This window comes from Rothia sp. HMSC058E10, from assembly GCF_001809415.1.
Classification (GTDB): Bacteria; Actinomycetota; Actinomycetes; order Actinomycetales; family Micrococcaceae; genus Rothia; species Rothia dentocariosa.
On record NZ_KV797641.1, the window covers coordinates 344 to 21,252 of the forward strand.

The window sequence follows — 20,909 nt, forward strand, 5'->3', positions numbered from 1 at the left end:
AGCCGGATCAGGCCATCAAAACCTGGTCCAACATCAACCGCGAAGAAGCCGACCCCGAAACCTATGTCGAAGCACAGCTTGGTTTCGGGGAGGTTTACTCACTAGATAAAGAAAAAGAGGAACAAGCACCCAAAGCGTACAATAATGTACGTGACTTCTCCTACTATAAGTCTGAACGCGGATTCAAGATTCTTAATTGCCCTCTGGAAGTAAGGGAATACCTTCATAGTTTAGCTATAAATACTGATGAAGTCCTAAAGTCTCTTCAGATAATCCCAGGTTTTGAGTCAAAAGTTGCGCACTATACTCGGCCACAAATAGCTTTTGATCTATTTGAAGACAAGAAAAACGATAAAGAACCGTCAAATTTCCGGCTCAGCACCATCCGTGGAGTCAATGACCCAATGGAAGGGCTAGTTCTAAATGGTTATTGGGATCAACAAGGTATCCGAGAAACTATACATACAAACGATACTGCAACATTTATTAGTTGTTTCACTTTTAACCATGACAACCTTAACCAGTTTCGTCTCTATGGGAAAGAGAATGGTCGGGAAGCAACAGGCGTTAGCTTGGTATTCAACAAAGAGTTTTTTAGCGAGCACTCAGGCGCACTAAAGTATATAGCCGGTGTCTCATCGGGTCCATCTAATAAATCTGGCGACAATGATTCCGGCGAAGCAGGGAAACTGGAGAGTGACAATAAGAAAAAATTAATAGGTAAATCCACACTCTACCGCTGTATTTATCTAGACCCTGAGACCGGATATTGGACTCTGGCTCAACGTGATAAATCCACTTTCTACCGCCACTACAAAGAGAAAGCAGAAAAAAAGTGGAAAACATATTATAAATCAATTCCCCAAAAAGAGAAAAGTGTCAATAAACATTTATTTGCCAAAAATAAATCTATTCTCTCTACGCTTCATTCTATCTTCAGAAAATATAAGCGATATAGCATAAAAGAAAAGCAGTATATTCTTGAAGCCATCCGGTTTATCCTTCTCCCCTTGCAGTACTTGGTGAAACATATTGCTTTCCAGGAGGAGCAGGAATGCCGCATTATGTATATTACTCAGTTCCGTGACAAGAAAATTCACAGCGACCGTGAAGAACAGAAAATGTACGTCGAGTATGAGGAGTCTGTACTGCCACATATCGATAAAATCTGGCTCTCCCCTGGTGCGGCAAAGGACCAAGATTTCTTCCGCATCCTGTTAGATAAAGGAGAAAACGACAACAAGGTTCGTATCTCTCAAAACCCCTTTAGAAACAAGGAGTAAAGGAGTAGGGAGCCTGCACAAGGGGTCTTCCTCCACCCGAAAACATGATGTCTACCCGCAAAAACTTATTCTAATCTTCATCTTTCTACGGGGGCGTCAAACTTCACACAGAGGTTGCACACCGTTACTCTTATATATATGCGTTTCAGGCAGGATCTTATGCCCTGCCCGAAATTCTACAGACACCGCCTATGGAGATCACCGTGACCGAAGCAGAGAACCCGTTAGAGCAGATGACCGTGCAGGAGCGCCTTAACCTGAGCAAGGAGCACTACAAAGCTGGTGCTTTCGATAAAGCTATCGACGTCCTGGGCACAATTTCTGCCGACGAGAACCCGCAAGCCTACGCAACAGCTCAAAACAATCTCGGTATCGTTTACCGAGACCAGGGCAAGGTAGAGCAGGCGGTCGAAGCCTGGAACCGCATTCCCAAAGATGTTCCCGAACTATATGCCAAGGCGCACAATAACCTTGCCTCTACCTATATTAAACAGGGCGAAACTGATAAAGCCCTTGAAGCGTGGAAGAACATTCCCTCTGCTGCCCCAAAGCAGTACGCAATGGCGCAGTTCAACCTAGGCGTGACCTACGCGCAGCAAAACAACGTTAATGAAGCTATCGAAGCTTACCAGCGTGTTCCCAAGGATGTCACCAATCTTTATGCACACGCGCAATACAACCTGGGTGCCACATACACACAGCAGGGCAAAATGGACGAGGCTGCTGAAGCCTACAAGAACGTCCCCGATGCCGCCCCCGCAAAATACGCGAAAGCGCTCAACAACCTGGGTGTGCTTTATGAAGGGCAGGGTAAAGCCGAACAGGCTTCTGAAGCCTACCAGCAGGTACCCAGCACCGTTCCTGACCAGTACGCGATGGCCCTCAACAACTTGGGCGTAACCTATTACAACCAAGGCAAGACAGAGCAGGCTCTCGAACTTTGGGAGACCGTTTCTGCCGACATTCCCGAGCAGTACGCGACCGCGCAGATGAATCTGGGCATGGTGTACGACAGCCAAGGAAAGCTAGAACAGGCTATTGCCGCGTGGGAGCGTGTACCCGAGAGCTTACCGGAACGCTACGCTTCGGCACAGTACAATATCGGTACTTCCTATGTGGAGCAGGGCAAACCGACGAAAGCAGTCGAGGCTTGGGAACGTATTCCTGCGAGCGCCTCTGAACCCTACGCCGTAGCCCAATACAATACCGGACTTATCTACGAAGAACAGGGCAATATCGACGATGCCCTAGTGGCATGGGAACGTGTTCCCAAGGATGCTTCTGAGCACTTCTACAAAGCCCAATTCAATATTGGCGGTGCCTACTACAAACTGGGGGAAACGGACGAGGCAGTTGCTGTCTGGAAGAATATTCCCGAGTCTGCTTCGGAGCAGTACGAGATGGCACAAACCAACCTGAGTATCATCGCCGAGAACCAGGAAAAAGCCAAGGATAGCGGCGAAACCGAGCAGCAGGACGGGAGCGCCGAACACCAAGAAAAACCCTCCGAACAGAAGAAGCAGGAAGGCTAAGATAACGTGAGGATTACTCCCCTCACTATCAGCGATGTTCCGATTTTGCGCGGCATTGCCCGTGATACGTTTACCGAAACATTTTCAGAGGCTAACAAAGCCGAAGATATGGATCGCTACCTTGCGGAACGGTTCTCAGAAGATCAGCTCGCCCGGGAACTCAGCAACCCTGAATCGTTCTTCTACGTTGCCGAGGTAAACGGGCACGTCGTGGGTTACCTCAAGCTCAATACTGCACACGCACAAACCGAACCGCAGGCGGCGGACGCGCTCGAAATTGAGCGTATCTACGTGCTGAGCAACTATCACGGAAACGGTGTTGGGCAGGCCCTCTACCATCACGCCATGAGTGTGGCAGAAGACCGAAAGGCAAGCTACGTATGGCTAGGGGTGTGGGAGCATAATCATCGAGCCCTGCGCTTCTATGAGAAAAACGGGTTTATCGCCTTTGGTACGCATATTTTTCAGCTAGGTAACGACCAGCAGACGGATATCCTGATGCAGAAATCTGTCGCCGCCTAAACGCTGCGCCTAGCCTGAATCCCTTCGGTGGTTAGGATATGAAGGATGCGCTTATCTTCGCGCTGAGGCTCCTTCCCGTATAGTTAGAGAAAACAGTTTTCGCTTGAGGGTAAGCCCCGGCAAAATAGGTGCTCATCAACACCTGGTGCAGGAAAGGAAAACATGGTCGATCAGCCTCATGCAGAGATGCAACGCTACGCCCAGGAACAGGTAGATCTTGGCGCACAATACTACGAACAGGGTCTGCTCGATCAGGCATGTGAAGCGTGGGAGAAAGTACCTGAAAGTGTTCCCGATCAATACGCCATCGCGCATGTAAATATCGGCATTGTCTACGACGGTCAAAGCCAGCATGAGCAGGCCATTAAGGCATGGCAGAAGGTTCCCGAAAGTGAGACTCAGCCCTATGCCGTAGCACAGTACAATATCGGATCTGTGCACGAGGCTTTAGAGCAGGATGAGTCTGCTTTAGCGGCATACAGCAAAGTTCCTAAAATAGATGTTCTGCACTATTCCATGGCACAGTTCAATAGCGCTGTGCTCCTGCACCTGCATGGTAACCTGACCACGGCTCTGAGTACCTATCAGAAAATACCTGCCAGTGTTCCCGATCAGTATGCACGAGCACAGCTGAATTTAGGAGTTTTGTACCAGCAGATGGGGCACAATGATCAGGCTTTTGAGGCTTGGAAACGTGTTTCCCCAGATTTTCCTGAGCTCTATGAGGTTGCTCAGTCATATCTGAACGACGAAGATTCCTAATAGCTCGATAGCGGTTGCGGTGAGGTATTATCACCGCAACTTGCTTTTAAGGCGCACGCTGTTTACTCGCTCAGTACCGCCACGATTTCTTGAACAATCTGCCAGTGTTTGTCGCGCTTTTCCAGGTGATAGTGAATAGAAAATTCTGCTCCTGCGAGCCCTGACTCATCCTGCGTTTGAGCACAATAGTTCCAGTTTCGCCGTCAGAATCGGCAAAAAGTATGGTGTGCGCTGTGTTCAGGGGTGCGGCGCCATTGTCTTTGAGGGATTGAAAGAAATCGATGTTGTCCTGTTTCGAGAGAATCTGCACGGTATTATCCGGTAGAATCCGCACAAATTTTAGGTCATCGGCATACACCCGTTTCAGAAAATCAATATCGTAGCTGGTACCGCGCGAAATCAATTCTTCGGTAAGTGTTTTCATCGTTTCGTCAATCATGATGCCCTCGCTCTCTGACGTGGAAATACGTACAAGCTCAGCCTAGCAAAGGAAACAGTCATGACTATCCCCTGGCCCCCTGCAGCTCAAACCGCTCACAACCCTCAAGCGGTGGCACGTATCCTCAAGACCCTGCCTGAATGGTTTGGACGTGAAGAGTCCAATGCCGAATACATACATGCTGCTGAACGACTGGAAACGTGGACGGTAACCCATCCGGAAACCCACGAAGTTGTGGGTATCATGCTGATCACCCAGCACTACCCGGTTGAGGCAGAAATTCATTTGCTGGCAGTAGATGCCGCCTTTCACGGATACGGAATTGGCACTTCCCTAATAAGTGCATTTGAAAAGGAGGCACGTAACCGTGGTATCAGGCTGATACAGGTTAAGACGCTTGGGGAATCTTTTTTCAACGAACCGTACCAACGCACCCGAAATTTCTATAAAGCTGTAGGGTTTTTGCCCCTTGAAGAGACGAACCTGTGGGGCGAAGATACTCCCTGTCTGATTATGGTAAAAGCAATCTAACTGGCTTGACGTACATAGAGCGTAGGCTTCATCCTTCCAAAAGCTTACGCTTCTCAAGACATCTAAAACGGGTTCTAATATTTTCTTGAACCCCTCACAACGTCATGTATAGACCTATTCCAATGTAACAACCGCATCGCAGCGGGCAATGTCTTCAGGGCGGTGCGAGACCAAAACAGTTGCCATTCCGCTGGTGCGAGTTGCCGTATCCAGATCAGCCATAAGCGCCGCAGCTGATTCAGAATCCAAATGCGCGGTAGGCTCATCCAGCAAAAGCACCGGAGATTCCACGAGCAGGGCACGAGCCACCGCAAGACGCTGCCGCTGGCCTCCCGACAGGAACCCGCCACCAGCACCAACACGGGTGTGCAGACCTTCCGGCAAGGTGCTGTACCACTCCCCCAAACCTACACGCTGCAGAGCTTTTATCATTTGTTCTTCACTCGGGCGATTAGCACGATCGCGCGCCAAGAGTAAATTACCTTCAAGAGTAGACTCAAAAATATGCGCAGCCTGTGGGCACCATGCCGCATACCCTCGAAGCTGATCGTTCCCCAGCGCTTTTCCGTAGGAGCAAATTTCGCCAGCTTCCAACGGCAAAAAACCCAAAAGAGTCGCCAGCACGGTGCTCTTGCCCGAACCTGAGGGACCGGTAATTCCCGTCCACTTTCCGGTATGCGCCGTAGCGTTGAGATGCTCAAAAACGGGCTTATCCATGCTCGGCCACCGAGCGGCAGCATCAACAAGTTCAAGAGCAGGTTCCTGCCCCTGAGGGGCGCGAACACGCCCAGCATGAGATGTATCCTGTGTATCGTCCTCAAGGTCTGAAATACTATTTTCATCCGCAATACCGGGAGCAATCTGCGCCAACAGAGTGGCAAAAGAAGACCACGAACGCACTGCTTCTATATGCTGCACGGAACTTTCTATCATTGCCGTACACATGAGAACTACGGCGGCAGACTCCGGAGCACCTACCGTTCCCGATACCGCTAACGGATGCGCAATAATTGCGCACCACAGTGCTGCTCCGAACCAGCTCAGGGTCACAAGCGCCCTACCAAGACCTTGGGCATACGAGGTGCGAGTCAATGCGGCAACATTGCGGTCATTCAAACGTGTTGTAGCAATCTCAATGCTCGGCGCAACCCCGTTAGCGCGAATATCTTCTGCAGCGCTCAGCGCACCGGTGCCTAAACGCAGAAGCTCAGCTGTACTTTCTCGTGTGGTTTCCTCAGCGTGAGCGTCCGCGCGCGTAACAGCCCATGGCACAAAAATTGTTGTTATCAAAGCTGCGAGCGCTACGGGCACAATAGCCTGAGGTAGCACAACAATGGTGGTTATTAGCGCTGTTACCATCACAAGCACATGTGCAGCGGGTGGAATAAGAACACGCGGAATACTGTCGCGCAGCTCATCTATGCCGCCAATAAGCCTTTCCAGCAGGGCGTCGCCGCGAAGCAGGGCCCGCACGCTGCCAACATTAAGATAGGCCCCGGTCCAGGCGCGCACACGCAGAGTATTCGCTGCGGTCAAGACTTTAGCGTGGGTAAGTAAACGCTCGGCATATCGAGCACAGGCACGCCCTAGCCCAAAGAAGCGCACGCCCACAATAGCTACCATAAGGAACATCATGGCTGGACCTTCGGCTGCACGCACGATAAGCCATCCTGAGAGCGCGGTCAGAGAAATTGCGGCAAGGGAGGTGAGAGCGGCAAGAATTACCGGCGGCAGTCCCTGTAATATGCCTAGTCCCGTAAGATTCCGCAGTGTTTTGAGGGTTTTCACGACTCCGACAGTATATTCTGTGTTTTCTCGAACCATCTTTTCAGGAGCGTTGTGTAACGCTGGGCTATGCTCAGCAAAGGTATCGGCTGAGTCCTGCTTATGCGGGGCTGCAGCGGGAATAATCTTGGGCGCCTCATTCTGGACGATGCTCCACCGATACACCTGCTCATGCGATGGTTCCGCATGCGCTCCCTCGACTACCGCCGATGCCCGCACCACGCTATCGCAGTACTCGGTAAGTTCCGTTTCATGGGTCACGATTAGAACGGTTACTCCGCGTTCTGCGAGTGCGTCCAGGGACTGAGTTACAAGGAGGGCGGCGTGTGCATCCAGGTGGGCGGTAGGTTCATCTACTAGAACGGTAATCTGGAGATTTTGATGGTGATCGGCTGCACGGTGGAGGGCATCAATGCGAGCTAAGATGCGGGTGCACGCCAACCTGCGCGCTTGACCCGCGCTGAGCGATTCGGGGCTGAGCTCGCTCAGGTTTTCGAGCCCGAGATTCCACAAATAGTTCTCTAGGCGTTCACGATCTGAGGGGCGTATCTGTGTTTCCCCCGTGAGAAGTTTAGCCGCATAGTCCTCTTCGCTGCGATCGGCGCTGAAGGCGTAGAGCGCCATCTCGTGCAGGACCGTGGGGGCGGCGAAAATAGGATTCTGCGGAATACTCAGGGTGTTTCCGGCACCTATAATGCGGCCAGTTACTTTAATCGGTTCGGATGCGCCGGTTGGTACCAGTCCGTCGCGAACGCTCCCAGAAAGCACTCCGAGGAGCGTTGATTTACCGCATCCTGATGCTCCCAGAATGCCTACTAACGCTCCGCGCTGTTTTCCTACCGTATTTGGGCGTTTCGAAGTACGTGGAATGTTCAGGTTTACTGAGTCTAAGATCTGTGTACGTCCGGGGTATGTGACCGAGAGGTTCTCAATCACAAGGTGCTCGGGTGTTTCGGGAGTCGTCGATACCTTTTCGCAGGAAGCATCCGCAGAAGCTTCTGGTACAGGAGTGTCAAGGACTGTACGTGCAGATCGGAGTGCGGCTATGCCGTCTTCAGATTGGTGGTAGGCTGCACCTACATCACGCAAAGGCTGGTAGCATTCAGGAGCCAGCAGGAGTACAAGGATTGCGGTATCGAGTCCGAGTGTACCCTGTACCAAACGCACGCCAATAAGCACGGCGATCAGCGCCACCGAGATGGTCGTGATAAGTTCTAAAGCGAGCGAAGACATAAATGCGCTGCGAAGCGTCTGCATGGTACGTTCGCGGTATTGTTCACCCAGCTTCCTAAGGGCACGAGTTTGTGCACGTTCACGCCCCAGCCCGATCAATACGGGCAGCCCACGGATGAGTTCAAGAATATGGTCTGATAGACGGTGCAGCTCGGCTTGAGCGGCGGCTGTATCTTCACGTGTGGTTTTACCGATAAGTATCATGAAGATGGGAATAAGCGGCAGGGTGCACGCTAGGACGAGGGCACTTGTGATATCCAATGAGAGCACAATAAGCCACAGCAGAACGGGCACTACGGCGACCGAGACAAAGGCAGTCAGGGTTTTAGTGTAATAATCATCAAGAGCGTTCAGTCCCCGCGCCAGCAGAACGGCAGTTGCGCCTGTACCTTCAGGAGTGTCTGCCCCTCCTGTGGCTAAGACACGATGCACAAGTTTTTGGCGGATACTTGCTTTGGCTCCTACGGCTGCACGCTGAGCACTTACAGACAGTGCGTAGTCGGCACCCGAACGTACAGCAAGCGCTATCAGCGCCGTAACGATTAGCCCCCATGTTATGGCGTTTCCAGTGCCAAGAAGATTGCCTAGCCCTAGAAGCCACCCATTGGTACTGTCGAGTTTCGCTTGTGAGTCACCCGAGAATTCGATGAGAGCGCGATAGGTTTCTGGATCGCTGGCGACCCTTAGATGCTCGTGCTCGGCGGTGAGTGCGGTAAATCCGGCGTGAGCTGCCCGGGCAATGAGGGATGCGAGCGCCGCACTAAAGATCACAGTTGCCAGTGTGTGTATCCCGGTGATAAGCCCAAAAAACCCTAGGTTTTTACGGGCGTCTGGTCCTAGCGGAGGACGTTTATCGTTGTTGCGCTGTGTTTTATTGGCGCGTGGGCTCACGTCTCGTTCCTTCCCTACCGCTAAAGTGAGTGTGGATATTTTCTCCGGTGTGTTTCCTAGTTTAGACATTGGTGGCGGGCTTGTCTGTCTTTGGTTTTAAAGTATTTCCGGTGCCTTCACGTGTTGCTGAAAGCACCGGAAATACTTCTGTCCCCTCCCGATTACCGGGTATGTTCTTGGCTATGACGACCTGTTCGGGTGCGTCACCAGCTCGCTAGCATCGTGGGCATCGGGGATATTTTCAACGCGCAAACGCTTGCGGAACACCCAGTATGTCCAGATTTGGTACACGATAATAACGGGCAGTCCCAATCCGCTCACAACGCTCATGACTCCGAGTGTGTACTCCGAGCTTGAGGCGTTTGCAATGGTGAGCGAATGAGCCGCGTCCAAGGTTGAAGGTAGTACGTTGGGGAAAAGAGCGGTGAAAATCGCCAGCGCGCCAAAAGCCATGAAGAGGCTCAGACCTGCGAAGGCACGGCCTTCGCGTGAGCTTCGGGCGCTTATCCATGCGAAGAGCACTGCAAATACGGCAAGAATAGTGCATAGCCAGGAAATACCGTTACCGGTTGTAACCTGCATGTACAGTACCCAGAGCACGATAGGCAAAAGCAGAAGCGGAAGCCAACGCACCAGGGCGGTGCGTGCTCGGTGGCGTATATCTCCATCGGTTTTCAATGCAACAAAGGCAAGTCCTTGCACGAGGGCAAACCCTACAAGAGAGAGGCCGCCTAGAAGCACGGGCCAGGAGGCCCAGGCGAAGGCACCGCCTACGCGGTCACCGTTGGCATTAATTGGTAAGCCAATGGAGGTCAGCGCAAGAAGCGCACCTACCAGTAAAGCGATGAAGAATGATGATAGCGAGAGAGCGATAGTCCAACCGCGAATCCATCGTTCATCGTTTTTCTTACCGCGATACTCAATAGCGATCACGCGGAAGATCAGGGCAAGCAGCGCTAAAGTTAGTGGAATATATAGGGCTGAGAATAGGGACGCGTACCATAACGGGAACGCCGCGAAAGTGGCAGCACCACCGGTAACGAGCCAAACTTCATTACCATCCCATACGGGACCGATCGTGTTCAGAAGCAGGCGTCGCTCTTTCTCGTTTTTGGCGAAGATGCTCATGAGCATACCTACGCCCAAATCGAAACTGTCGAGGATAAGGTAGCCAATCCAGAAAATACCGATAGCGACGAACCAGATGGTTGGTAGCAGTGGCTGCCCGGCAAAGATATTAAAGTCGAAGGTCATCGTTGAGAATCCTTACCCGCCTAGTAGGCGAACTCCAAGACATCGCGTTTATCGTGACCGCTCTTTTCGCCGTCCTGCTCGTGTTCAGAACGCACGAGCTCGGGCATAGCGGCTACCACGCCAGCCTTTATATATTTAGCCAGCAGGTAAATTTCGACCACCATCAGGATGCTGTACACCGCTCCTAGTGCGATAAGCGAGAATAGTATCTCTTCGCCGCTCACACCCGGAGAAACCGCTGCTGCCGTGAACATGAGGATAGACGGATCCCCTTCAGGGTTGGGCGCCACCACGAAGGGCTGGCGTCCCATTTCGGTGAAGATCCATCCGAGGGCGTTGCCGAAGAAGGGAGCCCAAATTCCCCACAAAGCCAGGGTTTTCAGCCACTTGGCTTCGGGAACAGTACCGGTTCCTTTTTTACGGGTAACCCATAGTACGTAGACGTACGAAAGTGCACCAATACCACCAAGCGTGATCATGCCGCGGAATCCGTAGTAGGTGACTTCCATAAGGGGCAAATAGTTGATCTTCTGCCCGGCACGCTCACCGTAGAGGGGGTTATCCGCCAGATGCGTACCGTATTTAGCTTCGTATTCAGGCATAAGGGTTTTCACGCCCTTGACCTCGGTGGTGAAATTTTCGTGGGCCAGGAATGAGAGTGCACCGGGAACCTCAAGCACTGCCTGCACCTTATCGCAGTCTTGAGACCCCAGAGAAGATATAGAAAGAACCGAGAAACCGGTACCGTCATGGCATGCCGCCTCGGCAGCCGCCATTTTAAGGGGCTGCTGATGAATCATGAGCTGAGCTTGAGCGTGACCGCTAAGAGCCACACCCGAGAACCCGATGAGACCCACAATCGCGCCGATGCGCAGGGAACGGAACCAAACCTTGTAGTCGGTCTTATCACGACCGCCAACTTCGGCATCTCCAACTACAACCTTGCCATCCTCTACGATGTCAATGCCGTCACGGCGTCGGCGCCAGAGCTTATACCAGGAAATACCGACCAGGAATCCACCGGCGACCTGAATGGCGCCAAAGATCACGTGGGGGAAGGTAAGAAGTGCGGTGTTATTCGTGAGAACAGCCCAGATATCGGTCATGCGGGGACGGCCATCGACCATTTCAACGCCTACCGGATGCTGCATCCAGGAGTTTGCCACCAGAATAAAGTATGCGGATACCCAAGAACCGAGAACCGCCATGAAGAGGCATAGGGCGTGAACTTTGGGCTTGAGTTTGTCCCATCCAAAGATCCAAAGCCCCAGGAAGGTTGATTCGATAAAGAAGGCAAAAAGACCTTCCATAGCTAGCGGCGCACCAAAGACGTCACCCACAAAACGCGAGTATTCACTCCAAGCCATACCAAACTGGAATTCCTGCACTAAACCGGTTGCCACACCCATTGCGAAGTTGATGAGGTAGAGCTTTCCCCAGAACTTCGTCATACGTTTGTATTCGTCTTTTTTCGTGAAGATATAGCGCAGGTACAGGAAGGTGACGACCATACCCAAGCCGAGGGTTAGGGGTACCATAAAGAAGTGGTAGACGGTCGTGATACCGAACTGCCACCGCCCAATGTCAAGGGGATCCATGTACATGATCCTTTTCTAGAATGTGTAAAGTCTACTGTTGGCAGACACGCCCGGGAGCGTAGCACACCTCCGGAAGTCAGGTGCACATATCTCAGGATGTCTTACATAGGTAAGGTAACGCGTTTTAAAAACGGCATGAACCAGGCAAGTTTTACACTCAGGTGTGCGTGGCTTGACGAATCTATAAAGGTAGTTAACACAATTATTGATTTTTATGCGCTTTGACCCGTAGATATTGGGAGAAACTTCAAGATAAGCATCACGCCTTGGTGATGCCTTTCCTAAAACTTTCCAAGAAATCGAAGGTCAGCAATTTACACGTACTAAGGTGACTCCCCCAAATTATGAGGAGAGACACCTTTTTCTTATAGTCATACATGATTTATGAAGAAGGACACAGTGAGTATAATCACCAATATTTGCAGCGTCAAATATCTGTCAAAAAGAGGTTTCAACTCTCCTGCGTCAGATTGTTCACAGGTGCAAGCTAAATATCAATATTGTCCTGATCGAGCTGATGCGCACCAGCAATAATAAATTCCTTACGCGGAGCAACCTCCGCCCCCATCAGGAGCGAGAAAGCCTGCTCAGCTGCCTCCGCGTCTTCAATTCGGATGCGGCGTAGCATACGATGCCGGGGATCCATCGTAGTTTCGGCAAGTTGGTCGGCATCCATCTCACCCAAACCTTTATAGCGCTGAATAGGCTCTTTATAGCCCTTACCCTCAGCCTGCAGCTGGCTCAGCAGTTCATGCAGCTGACGTTCTGAATAGGTATACACCATCTCGTTCGGTTTACCTCGGTTAATAACCTCTACACGATGCAGCGGCGGTACCGCTGCATACACGCGACCGTCTTCGATGAGCGGGCGCATGTACCGGTACATGAGAGTAAGAAGCAGGGTACGAATATGAGCGCCATCAACATCGGCATCGGTCATCATGATGACTTTGCTGTAGCGTGCCGCCTCCAGCTCGAATGTACGCCCAGAACCGGCACCAATTACCTGGATTAGGGCCGCGCATTCGGCGTTCGCCAGCATATCTGTTACTGAGGCACGCTGAGTGTTCAGAATCTTGCCGCGAATCGGTAGAAGCGCTTGATAGGCCGAAGATCGCGCCAAGCGGGCGGTACCCAGTGCGGAATCGCCTTCCACAATAAACAGCTCAGAATGCTCTACGTTTGTTGAGCGGCAGTCTACAAGTTTTGTTGGCATTGAGGAAGACTCCAAGGCGGTTTTGCGCCTCTGAGTTTCCTTGTGAATGCGCGCTGAGATGCGGGTTTTCATCTCAGATACAACCTTCTCGCACAGGGCTGTAGCCTGCGCTTTCTCAGCGCGTGCTGTAGAGTTCAGCCGAGCCTTGAGCTGATCACCAACTACTTTAGAGACGATCTGCCGCACAGCCGGTGTTCCCAGAATTTCCTTTGTCTGCCCCTCGAATTGAGGCTCCGCAAGACGCACCGTCAGCACGGCGGTAAGACCTGCGAGGGCATCGTCTTTCTCGACCTTATCATTGCCAACCTTAAACTTTCGAGCGTTGTCGGCAAGATGCTTGCGGAATGTTTTGAGAAGTCCTTGTTCAAACCCCGTGGCGTGGGTTCCGCCTTTGGGCGTGGCAATAATATTGACGAAGCTGCGGATTGTCGTCTCGTAGCCAATACCCCAGCGCAGAGCAATATCAACCTCACACTCACGGTCAACTTCGGTGAGTTTAGAGCGCCCATCCGAGCCTAGAACGGGTACGGTTTCCGTAAAAGAGCCTCTGCCGCTAAAACGCCAAATATCGGTCACGGCAGAATCATGGGCCAAGAATTCAACAAATTCGCTAATACCGCCGTCATGCTGAAAGACCTCTTCGTAAGAGCCAAACTCACCCGGAGTTCCAGGGATGCGCCGCTCGTCTCGAATAGCAATACGCAGCCCGGGAATAAGGAATGAAGTTTGGCGGGCACGTGCCACCAAATCCTCGTAGCTAAAACGCGCATCCGGGGTAAAAATCTGCGAATCAGCCCAATACCGTACTCTGGTTCCAGTGACACCACGCTTGGCGCGCCCTACGATCTGAAGCGCAGGATGTTTCTCATCTGCAGGAGTAAAAGAGTCTTCAGGCTTAGGAGTGCGCCCGGAATCGAACACGCCCGGTAGCCCATGTCGAAAGGACATTTGATAGGTTTTTGACCCGCGATCTACCTGAACGTCAAGACGCGATGAAAGCGCGTTCACCACCGAGGCGCCCACACCGTGCAGACCGCCCGATGCCGTGTACGATCCGCCGCCAAATTTGCCGCCAGCATGGAGCTTCGTGAAAACCACCTCTAGCCCGGAAAGCCCGGTTCGAGGCTCAACATCGGTAGGGATACCACGACCGTCGTCCTGTACTTCAACAGAACCGTCTCGGTAGAGAATGATCTGAATTGACTGTCCGTAACCGGCAAGAGCCTCATCAACAGAGTTATCAATAATCTCCCAGAGGCAGTGCATAAGACCGCGGGAATCGGTCGAACCAATGTACATGCCCGGGCGCTTACGCACCGCTTCAAGACCTTCGAGAACCGAGAGGTGTCGGGCAGTATAGTTCGATGCAGCCAAGATGTTCCCTTTCGAAATGGTTTTCTTCGTAAGTCTATTCTATCGTGCACCGCAGGTAACTTGTGTTTACCCTCGTTACGAACGATGTAGCGATTTCATGTGTAGCCCATCCTGGACGCTGAGAGCGAAAGGCTCGGGGCGAAGGTATGGCACCGAGGGTATATGTGGTTGGATAGAGTTACGACAATTCTAGGAACCTATGAGAACTTCAGTAAGGGAGATTTTCAGTGAATGCTCATGCAACTCTCGAATCTGTTGATTCGCGTACGTTAAATTCCCACGACCGTTGCGATGTGTGTGGTTCTCAGGCATATATTCGTGCGGTCTTGCCTTCCGGGAGTGAACTGTTCTTCTGCGGTCACCACGGACGTGCCCACGAAGAAAAGCTCAAAGGGCTTGAAGGCATCTTGTTGTGGGACGATCAGACGTCACGACTTTAGGGCGAGATTCCCGAGGGCGTGACATCCGCCAGTAAATTACCAAGGGTACGGTTTCCTCTTCACGAAGAAAGTCGTACCCTTGAAGTTTCTAATGCGTTTCGCCGGTCGCCCGTGCCGAGCTTTCATGCCTATTAGTCACCATAATATTAGACGAGAAATAGAACTCTTCCGGCAGTTCGTTAGTCACAGGACCGTGCGGAAATTCGCTAATCTTAGGCACAAAATACCAGTCCATCAGTTCGGCGCTTGTCTGTTTCAGGATCTTACGCACACGCATGGCGCGCGCTACTTGACGGCGAAGTCGTGGGGTATCTTTCTGCGTCGAGGTAAAAATCCACGGTTTCTCGTATCCTTCAGCGACGGTACCGAAGGTAATCTGCAAGAACCCATCGTCGGTCGTGGAATAAAGAAGATCATTGGGCATAATATCGGTGAACGCGAGCATCCAGCTATGTCGGCGCTCATAGCATTCACGGGTTGTCTGCAAAGCCGCGATAAGGCGGTGGTCAATCAAGAGCTCTACCCGACGTTCCGTGATGTCCCCCAGCTTGGCGTAGTTCCCAAAAGCGCGGTTTGCGCCGGAACGACGCGGCCATTTGGTGACGGCTCCATGAGGAACTTCTCCCGCAAAGGTGAACGGACCGCGAATAGTACCGGCCAAACGTAACCGTTCAAAGGGTGCTGTAGGCAGAAAAGTGTAAAGCAACCTATCGGCGCTTACCGATTTGCCCCAGCGTGCAGCTTCAAAAATAGTTGGTTCCGGTCCTACAGGGTACATACGGGGCATAGGCCGCCCATATTCGTCAAAACCCTCACGGGATTTTCCATCCGGCAGATAACCTTCCAGAGTTGCTCCCACCGGTCGAGTCCATGATCCTGAATAGGGTTTGACGATGCGCGGGTTCTGCACCGGAAGAATGCTGGTGCGTGTACCGAAGTAGGCGGGCATCCTTTCCAGATTGCGCCATGCGTATTTTGCGGCAACTGCTTCGCGCCACCAAAGGGGCCGTTTACCGGGGGTTTGACCGCCCAAACAGTGCATCAAGACCCAAAACCCTGCCCAGAGAAAGCATAAAGCTGCGCCGCTCAGAGTTAAGATACTTCCAACCAGTGCTGCGGTACCTGTCGCCCAGATATTGATGCCCACCCATGCTGTTAAGAACCCCCAGCATCCCATGGCATAGGGCCCGAGAGTTATCACTGGATCAACTACTTTAACAGCGGCGATAACACGCCGGTTGAGCCCGCGCCAGATATAAGAGTATGCCCACAGCGCGGGAATCAGCAGAATAATCATTACAGCAAAGAGAACAATCATCAGGGCCTCAAAGCATATCTGTTGCCGTATATATTACTTACCATTGTGCCTTGTACCAGAATCGTTTTATACGATCTTCACGGTCGAAGCTGAGAAAGAGATGACCGCAACGTTCTTTCTTCAGAAGATGTCGTACATACCCGATTGATGTGCTAAAACACTCCGATCATGTGTCTTTATGAAAGAACCTCATAGGACGCATGATTATTTATGCTCAAGAGCTTGCTGCAGATGCGGAACTAATGCTTCAAAGGCACGCGCTCGGTGACTTATTGAATTTTTGATCTCCGCCGGGATCTGGGCACACGACTGGTCCGCATAGGCTCCATCATAAAGCGCGTTGTCACCATTAAGCTCCACCGGCATCATAATAGGATCATACCCAAACCCGCCGTTCCCCTGCGGTGCGTGCAAAAGCGTTCCAGGAAGCTCGCCGTACTCGACTGCTTCATACCCACCGAGCGCTGAAGGAACAGCGAGGGAGGCGGCACAGCAGAATTTAGCGGCACGGTGTTCATCGCTAATATCGCGAAGTTGCTCCAAAAGCAGGGTGAGGTTCGCGGTATCGTCCCCATGCTCCCCCGCCCAGCGCGCCGAAAAAATGCCGGGAGCGCCGTGAAGAACCTCAACGGAAAGACCCGAATCATCGGCAATAGCGATACACCCTGTAGATTCTGCCACGGCACGCGCCTTGAGCAATGAATTCTCGGCAAATGTTACCCCGGTCTCTGGAACATCGGGGGCATTGATGCTGGCGGCGTCGACCACATCGGTATCCACGTTCAGCCCAACAATACGGTTACGCAAAATTTCGCGAAGTTCGCGCAGCTTACCTTGATTGCGACTCGCTAAGACAACCTTAACCATAAAAGTATTACCCCTCTTCAAGAGATTCACGCTGTATCCGAGCAAGTTCGGCGGTGCCTTCTGAAGCAAGGTCGAGCAAAGCATTCAGCTCATCACGGTCAAACGGTGCGCCTTCTGCCGTACCCTGAACCTCCACAAATTTCCCGGATCCGGTCACGACCACGTTCATATCAGTTTCAGCGCGCACATCCTCGGTATAGGGCAAATCAAGCATGGGAGCACCGTCGATAATACCCACGGAAATAGCTGACACAGAGTCTTTCAAAGGCTTAGCACTGGGTGAAAGCAGACCATTACGCTGTGCCCACGCGATAGAATCGGCGAGCGCTACATAGGCACCCGTGATCGAAGCGGTACGTGTTCCGCCATCTGCCTGAAGAACATCGCAATCCAGAACAATGGTATTTTCTCCCAACGCGTTCATATCGATAATGGCACGCAGGGATCGCCCAATAAGACGGGAAATTTCGTGTGTACGACCGCCAATCTTTCCCTTGACGGATTCACGCGAAGACCGGGTGCCTGTAGCGCGCGGAAGCATGGCGTACTCTGCGGTTACCCAGCCCTTTCCTTCACCTTTGAGCCAGCGTGGTACCCCTTCCGTGAAGGATGCGGTGCACAGCACCCGGGTATCGCCGAACTCTACCAGCGCAGACCCTTCGGCTTGGTTTGACCACCCACGAGTGATGATGATGGGGCGCAGTTCGTTGAGGGCACGACCATCGGCACGGGCTACAAAAGTCATAGTTCTCCTACTCTTCTTCCGGGGGAAGAGATATGTTTGACATGGGTGGATCGAGCAGTTCGATAACGTTCAGGGTTGAGGTTGGCGGATGCGTGGGCGCTGGCCTAGGATGCACGCGATAGCTTGCTGCAACCTCGGCGACGCCTACCGGCCCGTCGAATGCACTTTGTGCCTCGGCACGGGCGATATCGGGGTCATTCCACACTGGCAGGTGCGTTAACAAAAGGTTGCGTACCCCGGCTTCTTGAGCTGCTTCACCGGCGCGCTTACCAGTCAGATGAATACCACGCAACGCATCGTCACGTCCTTCTTGATAAGCCGCCTCGCACAGGAAAAGATCGGCACCACGGGCAGCTTTGATGAGCCCATCGCATGTGTCGGTATCACCGGAGTAGGCAAAAAGTGTTCTGCCGTCCCGGCTATTGCAGGTAATACGTAGCGCGTAAGGATCTTTAGCGGGGTGGAGCACCCTAAAGGGCTCAACTGTGAAAGGACCGATTTCGACTTTATGTCCTTCGTCCCAAGTATGATATTCAAACTCGGTACTCATGCCCGGGTCTGGGTCAAGCCCGTGCGTTGCCGAAAGATATTCGTTAATGGCAGCAGGCCCGTAGAGAGGAATCCTACCTTTGGGCCAGCCTCGGGGATCCCATTTCACGGCGACATGCAAACCGGAGAGGTCAATGCAATGGTCAGGGTGAAGATGCGATATCAGGATAGCGTCAATCTCAGCCAGGTCAATGTACCGTTGAAGTACACCTAGTGAGCCGTTGCCCATATCCATGAGCACACGCCACGTGTGCCCAGCATAGTCGGTTGCTGAGAGCAGATAACAGCTCGCCGGAGAATTTGGTCCGGGAAACGAGCCGGTACAGCCGATAATCGTCAAGCGCATACGGGGTGTTTCCTATTCGGTGTGTGTGAAAGCAGCAAGACTTGAGTCGATCGTGACGGAAGGCAGTCCTGAGGCTTCTTCGGAGTTGAAGTCTTTCGTAGTGGCCTTTTCGCTGCCTGCTGGTGCGGGAAGAGCCGCCAAAGAGCCTGTGGGGAATCGTTCTGCCACAGATGCCGTGTGCCGCACATTGTGAACTTCTGGGCCCAAGAACCTGCGCGCTAGGTTCTCGAAAGTCTCAGATTCGCCGGTCGCTAAGAATTCATGATGCGGATTCGTTTCAAGGTCAGGGTTCTCAATATTATCGGTAAGAAGTGCCCGATAAACGTCTTTGGCGGTCTCATCTGCCGAAGACACAAGAGTTATGCCCTCCCCCATGATGTAGGAAATAATGCCCGTCAGCAAAGGGTAGTGAGTGCAGCCAAGTACCAGCGTGTCTACTCCCGAATCTTTAAGGGGCTGCAGATATTCTTCGGCAGTACGCAAAAGTTCGGGTCCGGATGTCACGCCCTTCTCCACGAACTCGACGAATCGAGGACATGCGACAGACTGCACCATAAGGTTCGGGGTAATCGCAAATGTATCTTCGTAAGCGCGTGAGGTTACCGTTGCCTCTGTGGCGATAACCCCAATCTTACGGTTGCGGGTCGCGGCTAGTGCTCGACGCGCGGCAGGCTGAATTACCTCAATCACGGGAATACCGTAATGGCGGGTGTAGCGTTCGCGTGCGTCCCGAAGCACGGCGGCAGAGGCAGTATTGCACGCAATAACCAGCATTTTTACACCGGAATCAACAAGCTCGTCCATAATGCGCAGGGCATTAGCACGAACCTCGGCAATTTTGAGCGGGCCGTAAGGTCCATGAGCGGTGTCGCCTACATAAATAATGCGCTCATGCGGCAACTGATCCATAATAGCGCGCGCAACGGTCAGACCACCCACCCCGGAGTCAAAAACTCCGATGGGTGCGCTTGATGTTGGACCAGCCGGTGGCGCGGGGGTTCCCCACGGGGTGCGGGTACGATATGGATTTGAGGTATCTAAGTTATCGCTCACGAACTTTACCTGTTTTCCTTCAGCATATGATGTACTTTATTTTCATTCTAAGGTGTTACAGATACTGTCCTGTTCTAGATAGCCGTCTCTGAGTCCTAAACCACCCTATAGGATGGGCCACATCAAGGTTCGGGCAGTGATGTTTCATATCGCATGCGGTACTGGATTCGTTAATCTGGAAGGCATCGTGCGATGCGCTTATCTTGTCTCTGATCAGCACGTTTCTAAGACTGCGGGGTTTCCATCGAATCAAGCATCGCAACCATAAGCGAGTCCTGTACCCAGGTCACGAAATTGTACACGACCGCCAAATAATCGTCGTCGTTCTCAACCTTTGACCAGTCCGTGAGATGGTGCACCTGGTCTGCACGTTCTTCATCAATAATGTCTAAACGGCTTCCCAAAACTAAACGGATATCGTTAAGTGCAGACGCCCACGCATGCGCATGCTCATCACTAAGCACAATGTCTCCCGCTTCAATATCGAAAGCAAGGAGACTCAGATTTGCCACCTTCGTGGCGCGCAAATCCTGTTCGGTGTACCGGCGATATTCCAGCGCCGCCTCAGGATCGCTACTTCCTGCAGGCAGTACTCGTGCCACCGCTGGATCGTCTGGGATGCTGGGATTCTCGACAATACCGATGAGAGCTTCAAGAGGATCATGATTTTCCGAATCCGGGGATTCCAGAAGAGCAATCACGTCTTCGGCTAGATCTCGAATAAGATCAAATTCAGCCTTCTCAAATCGAGCGGCATAGCCATGCGGTGTATGTCGAAAACCCTGCGCCATAAATTAGTTCTCCGCCTTTTCAAAGCTCGCCATCAAACCCCACGCGTGCATGGCCTGAGTATGCTTTTCCGCATCCTCACGACTGCCGGTGAACACAACAGCCTTGCCGTTATTGTGCACCTGGAGCATCAGTTTCTCGGCACGACGACGGCTAAACCCGAAATGAGCGCGAAAAACATAGGAAACATAGGTCATAAGATTAACGGGATCGTTCCAGACGATTACCTGCCACGGCGTCTGCGTTTCAAGATTTTCGTCAATCGTCGCATCAAGCTCAGTGGCATCTAGAGTATCGGTCGCAAGAACAGCCGTCACAGTGTGGTTGGAAAGATGGGTGAGCTTGTTGGTCATGCATAAGATTATACTCGTGGGGGCTTTGT

Annotated in this window: 17 protein-coding genes and 1 pseudogene; 6 read left to right on the top strand and 12 right to left on the bottom strand. The window is 52.1% G+C overall.

Annotated elements, in window-relative coordinates; genetic code table 11:
* The 4 genes and pseudogenes from HMPREF2609_RS10810 to HMPREF2609_RS08405 all read left to right on the top strand — a co-directional run.
* Positions 1-1,283, top strand: a pseudogene (locus tag HMPREF2609_RS10810) (tetratricopeptide repeat protein); the annotation flags it as partial.
* A 203-nt stretch (positions 1,284-1,486) separates the two neighbouring features.
* Positions 1,487-2,815, top strand: coding sequence for a tetratricopeptide repeat protein (locus tag HMPREF2609_RS08395; RefSeq protein ID WP_246825629.1), 1,329 nt, complete (start codon positions 1,487-1,489; stop codon positions 2,813-2,815).
* A gap of 6 nt (positions 2,816-2,821) precedes the next feature.
* Positions 2,822-3,337, top strand: a complete 516-nt coding sequence (locus HMPREF2609_RS08400) for a GNAT family N-acetyltransferase (protein ID WP_070536391.1) — start codon at positions 2,822-2,824, stop codon at positions 3,335-3,337.
* Between the two features lie 162 nt (positions 3,338-3,499).
* Entirely contained in the window at positions 3,500-4,099 is a 600-nt protein-coding gene (locus tag HMPREF2609_RS08405) for a tetratricopeptide repeat protein (protein ID WP_070536393.1), read from the top strand.
* Between the two features lie 70 nt (positions 4,100-4,169).
* Here the strand turns inward: HMPREF2609_RS08405 and HMPREF2609_RS08410 are convergent, their stop codons facing one another.
* Positions 4,170-4,538: a nuclear transport factor 2 family protein gene (locus HMPREF2609_RS08410; protein WP_246825630.1), complete on the bottom strand. Its 369-nt coding sequence runs from the start codon at positions 4,536-4,538 to the stop codon at positions 4,170-4,172.
* A 60-nt stretch (positions 4,539-4,598) separates the two neighbouring features.
* Between HMPREF2609_RS08410 and HMPREF2609_RS08415 the strand changes: the two genes are divergently transcribed.
* Entirely contained in the window at positions 4,599-5,069 is a 471-nt protein-coding gene (locus tag HMPREF2609_RS08415) for a GNAT family N-acetyltransferase (protein ID WP_048754798.1), read from the top strand.
* Positions 5,070-5,183: 114 nt separating this feature from the next.
* Here the strand turns inward: HMPREF2609_RS08415 and cydC are convergent, their stop codons facing one another.
* The 4 genes from cydC to HMPREF2609_RS08435 form a co-directional block, all read right to left on the bottom strand.
* Complete coding sequence (gene cydC, locus HMPREF2609_RS08420) at positions 5,184-9,047, bottom strand: thiol reductant ABC exporter subunit CydC (protein WP_070536396.1); 3,864 nt, start codon at positions 9,045-9,047, stop codon at positions 5,184-5,186.
* A gap of 111 nt (positions 9,048-9,158) precedes the next feature.
* Positions 9,159-10,232, bottom strand: a complete 1,074-nt coding sequence (gene cydB / locus HMPREF2609_RS08425; RefSeq protein ID WP_070536398.1) for a cytochrome d ubiquinol oxidase subunit II — start codon at positions 10,230-10,232, stop codon at positions 9,159-9,161.
* A 20-nt stretch (positions 10,233-10,252) separates the two neighbouring features.
* The gene (locus HMPREF2609_RS08430; protein ID WP_070536399.1) at positions 10,253-11,830 is read right to left on the bottom strand and encodes a cytochrome ubiquinol oxidase subunit I; all 1,578 of its coding nucleotides are present in this window, start codon (positions 11,828-11,830) and stop codon (positions 10,253-10,255) included.
* Between the two features lie 487 nt (positions 11,831-12,317).
* The gene (locus HMPREF2609_RS08435) at positions 12,318-14,420 is read right to left on the bottom strand and encodes a DNA gyrase/topoisomerase IV subunit B (protein WP_070536401.1); all 2,103 of its coding nucleotides are present in this window, start codon (positions 14,418-14,420) and stop codon (positions 12,318-12,320) included.
* A gap of 227 nt (positions 14,421-14,647) precedes the next feature.
* On the opposite strand from HMPREF2609_RS08435, the gene HMPREF2609_RS10685 reads away from it, so the two are divergent.
* Positions 14,648-14,860 (top strand): DUF7455 domain-containing protein, encoded by a 213-nt coding sequence (locus HMPREF2609_RS10685; protein ID WP_048754803.1) that lies wholly within the window; start codon positions 14,648-14,650, stop codon positions 14,858-14,860.
* Positions 14,861-14,948: 88 nt separating this feature from the next.
* Here the strand turns inward: HMPREF2609_RS10685 and HMPREF2609_RS08440 are convergent, their stop codons facing one another.
* The 7 genes from HMPREF2609_RS08440 to clpS all read right to left on the bottom strand — a co-directional run bounded on the left by HMPREF2609_RS08440 (position 14,949) and on the right by clpS (position 20,880).
* On the bottom strand, positions 14,949-16,178 hold the full coding sequence (locus HMPREF2609_RS08440) for a peptidase E (protein WP_048754804.1): 1,230 nt from the start codon (positions 16,176-16,178) through the stop codon (positions 14,949-14,951).
* Between the two features lie 204 nt (positions 16,179-16,382).
* A complete protein-coding gene (locus tag HMPREF2609_RS08445; protein ID WP_070536403.1) occupies positions 16,383-17,045 on the bottom strand; it encodes a non-canonical purine NTP pyrophosphatase in 663 nt (220 codons plus the stop codon).
* A 7-nt stretch (positions 17,046-17,052) separates the two neighbouring features.
* Entirely contained in the window at positions 17,053-17,790 is a 738-nt protein-coding gene (gene rph / locus HMPREF2609_RS08450; RefSeq protein ID WP_070536405.1) for a ribonuclease PH, read from the bottom strand.
* Positions 17,791-17,797: 7 nt separating this feature from the next.
* The gene (locus HMPREF2609_RS08455; RefSeq protein ID WP_004004458.1) at positions 17,798-18,685 is read right to left on the bottom strand and encodes an MBL fold metallo-hydrolase; all 888 of its coding nucleotides are present in this window, start codon (positions 18,683-18,685) and stop codon (positions 17,798-17,800) included.
* Between the two features lie 12 nt (positions 18,686-18,697).
* Positions 18,698-19,738, bottom strand: a complete 1,041-nt coding sequence (gene murI, locus HMPREF2609_RS08460; protein ID WP_070536407.1) for a glutamate racemase — start codon at positions 19,736-19,738, stop codon at positions 18,698-18,700.
* Between the two features lie 224 nt (positions 19,739-19,962).
* A complete protein-coding gene (locus HMPREF2609_RS08465) occupies positions 19,963-20,529 on the bottom strand; it encodes a DUF2017 domain-containing protein (RefSeq protein WP_013398900.1) in 567 nt (188 codons plus the stop codon).
* A gap of 3 nt (positions 20,530-20,532) precedes the next feature.
* Positions 20,533-20,880, bottom strand: coding sequence for an ATP-dependent Clp protease adapter ClpS (gene clpS, locus HMPREF2609_RS08470; protein WP_013398899.1), 348 nt, complete (start codon positions 20,878-20,880; stop codon positions 20,533-20,535).
* Between the last annotated feature and the right edge of the window lie 29 nt (positions 20,881-20,909).

Bases quoted from the DNA above. Each gene is read 5' to 3' on its own strand.
- HMPREF2609_RS08405 (WP_070536393.1), top strand. From the start codon at position 3,500: ATGGTCGATCAGCCTCATGCAGAGATGCAACGCTACGCCCAGGAACAG.
- HMPREF2609_RS08410 (WP_246825630.1), bottom strand. From the start codon at position 4,538: ATGATTGACGAAACGATGAAAACACTTACCGAAGAATTGATTTCGCGC.
- HMPREF2609_RS08415 (WP_048754798.1), top strand. From the start codon at position 4,599: ATGACTATCCCCTGGCCCCCTGCAGCTCAAACCGCTCACAACCCTCAA.
- cydC (WP_070536396.1), bottom strand. From the start codon at position 9,047: ATGTCTAAACTAGGAAACACACCGGAGAAAATATCCACACTCACTTTA.
- cydB (WP_070536398.1), bottom strand. From the start codon at position 10,232: ATGACCTTCGACTTTAATATCTTTGCCGGGCAGCCACTGCTACCAACC.
- HMPREF2609_RS08430 (WP_070536399.1), bottom strand. From the start codon at position 11,830: ATGGATCCCCTTGACATTGGGCGGTGGCAGTTCGGTATCACGACCGTC.
- HMPREF2609_RS08440 (WP_048754804.1), bottom strand. From the start codon at position 16,178: ATGATTGTTCTCTTTGCTGTAATGATTATTCTGCTGATTCCCGCGCTG.
- HMPREF2609_RS08445 (WP_070536403.1), bottom strand. From the start codon at position 17,045: ATGGTTAAGGTTGTCTTAGCGAGTCGCAATCAAGGTAAGCTGCGCGAA.
- rph (WP_070536405.1), bottom strand. From the start codon at position 17,790: ATGACTTTTGTAGCCCGTGCCGATGGTCGTGCCCTCAACGAACTGCGC.
- HMPREF2609_RS08455 (WP_004004458.1), bottom strand. From the start codon at position 18,685: ATGCGCTTGACGATTATCGGCTGTACCGGCTCGTTTCCCGGACCAAAT.
- HMPREF2609_RS08465 (WP_013398900.1), bottom strand. From the start codon at position 20,529: ATGGCGCAGGGTTTTCGACATACACCGCATGGCTATGCCGCTCGATTT.
- clpS (WP_013398899.1), bottom strand. From the start codon at position 20,880: ATGACCAACAAGCTCACCCATCTTTCCAACCACACTGTGACGGCTGTT.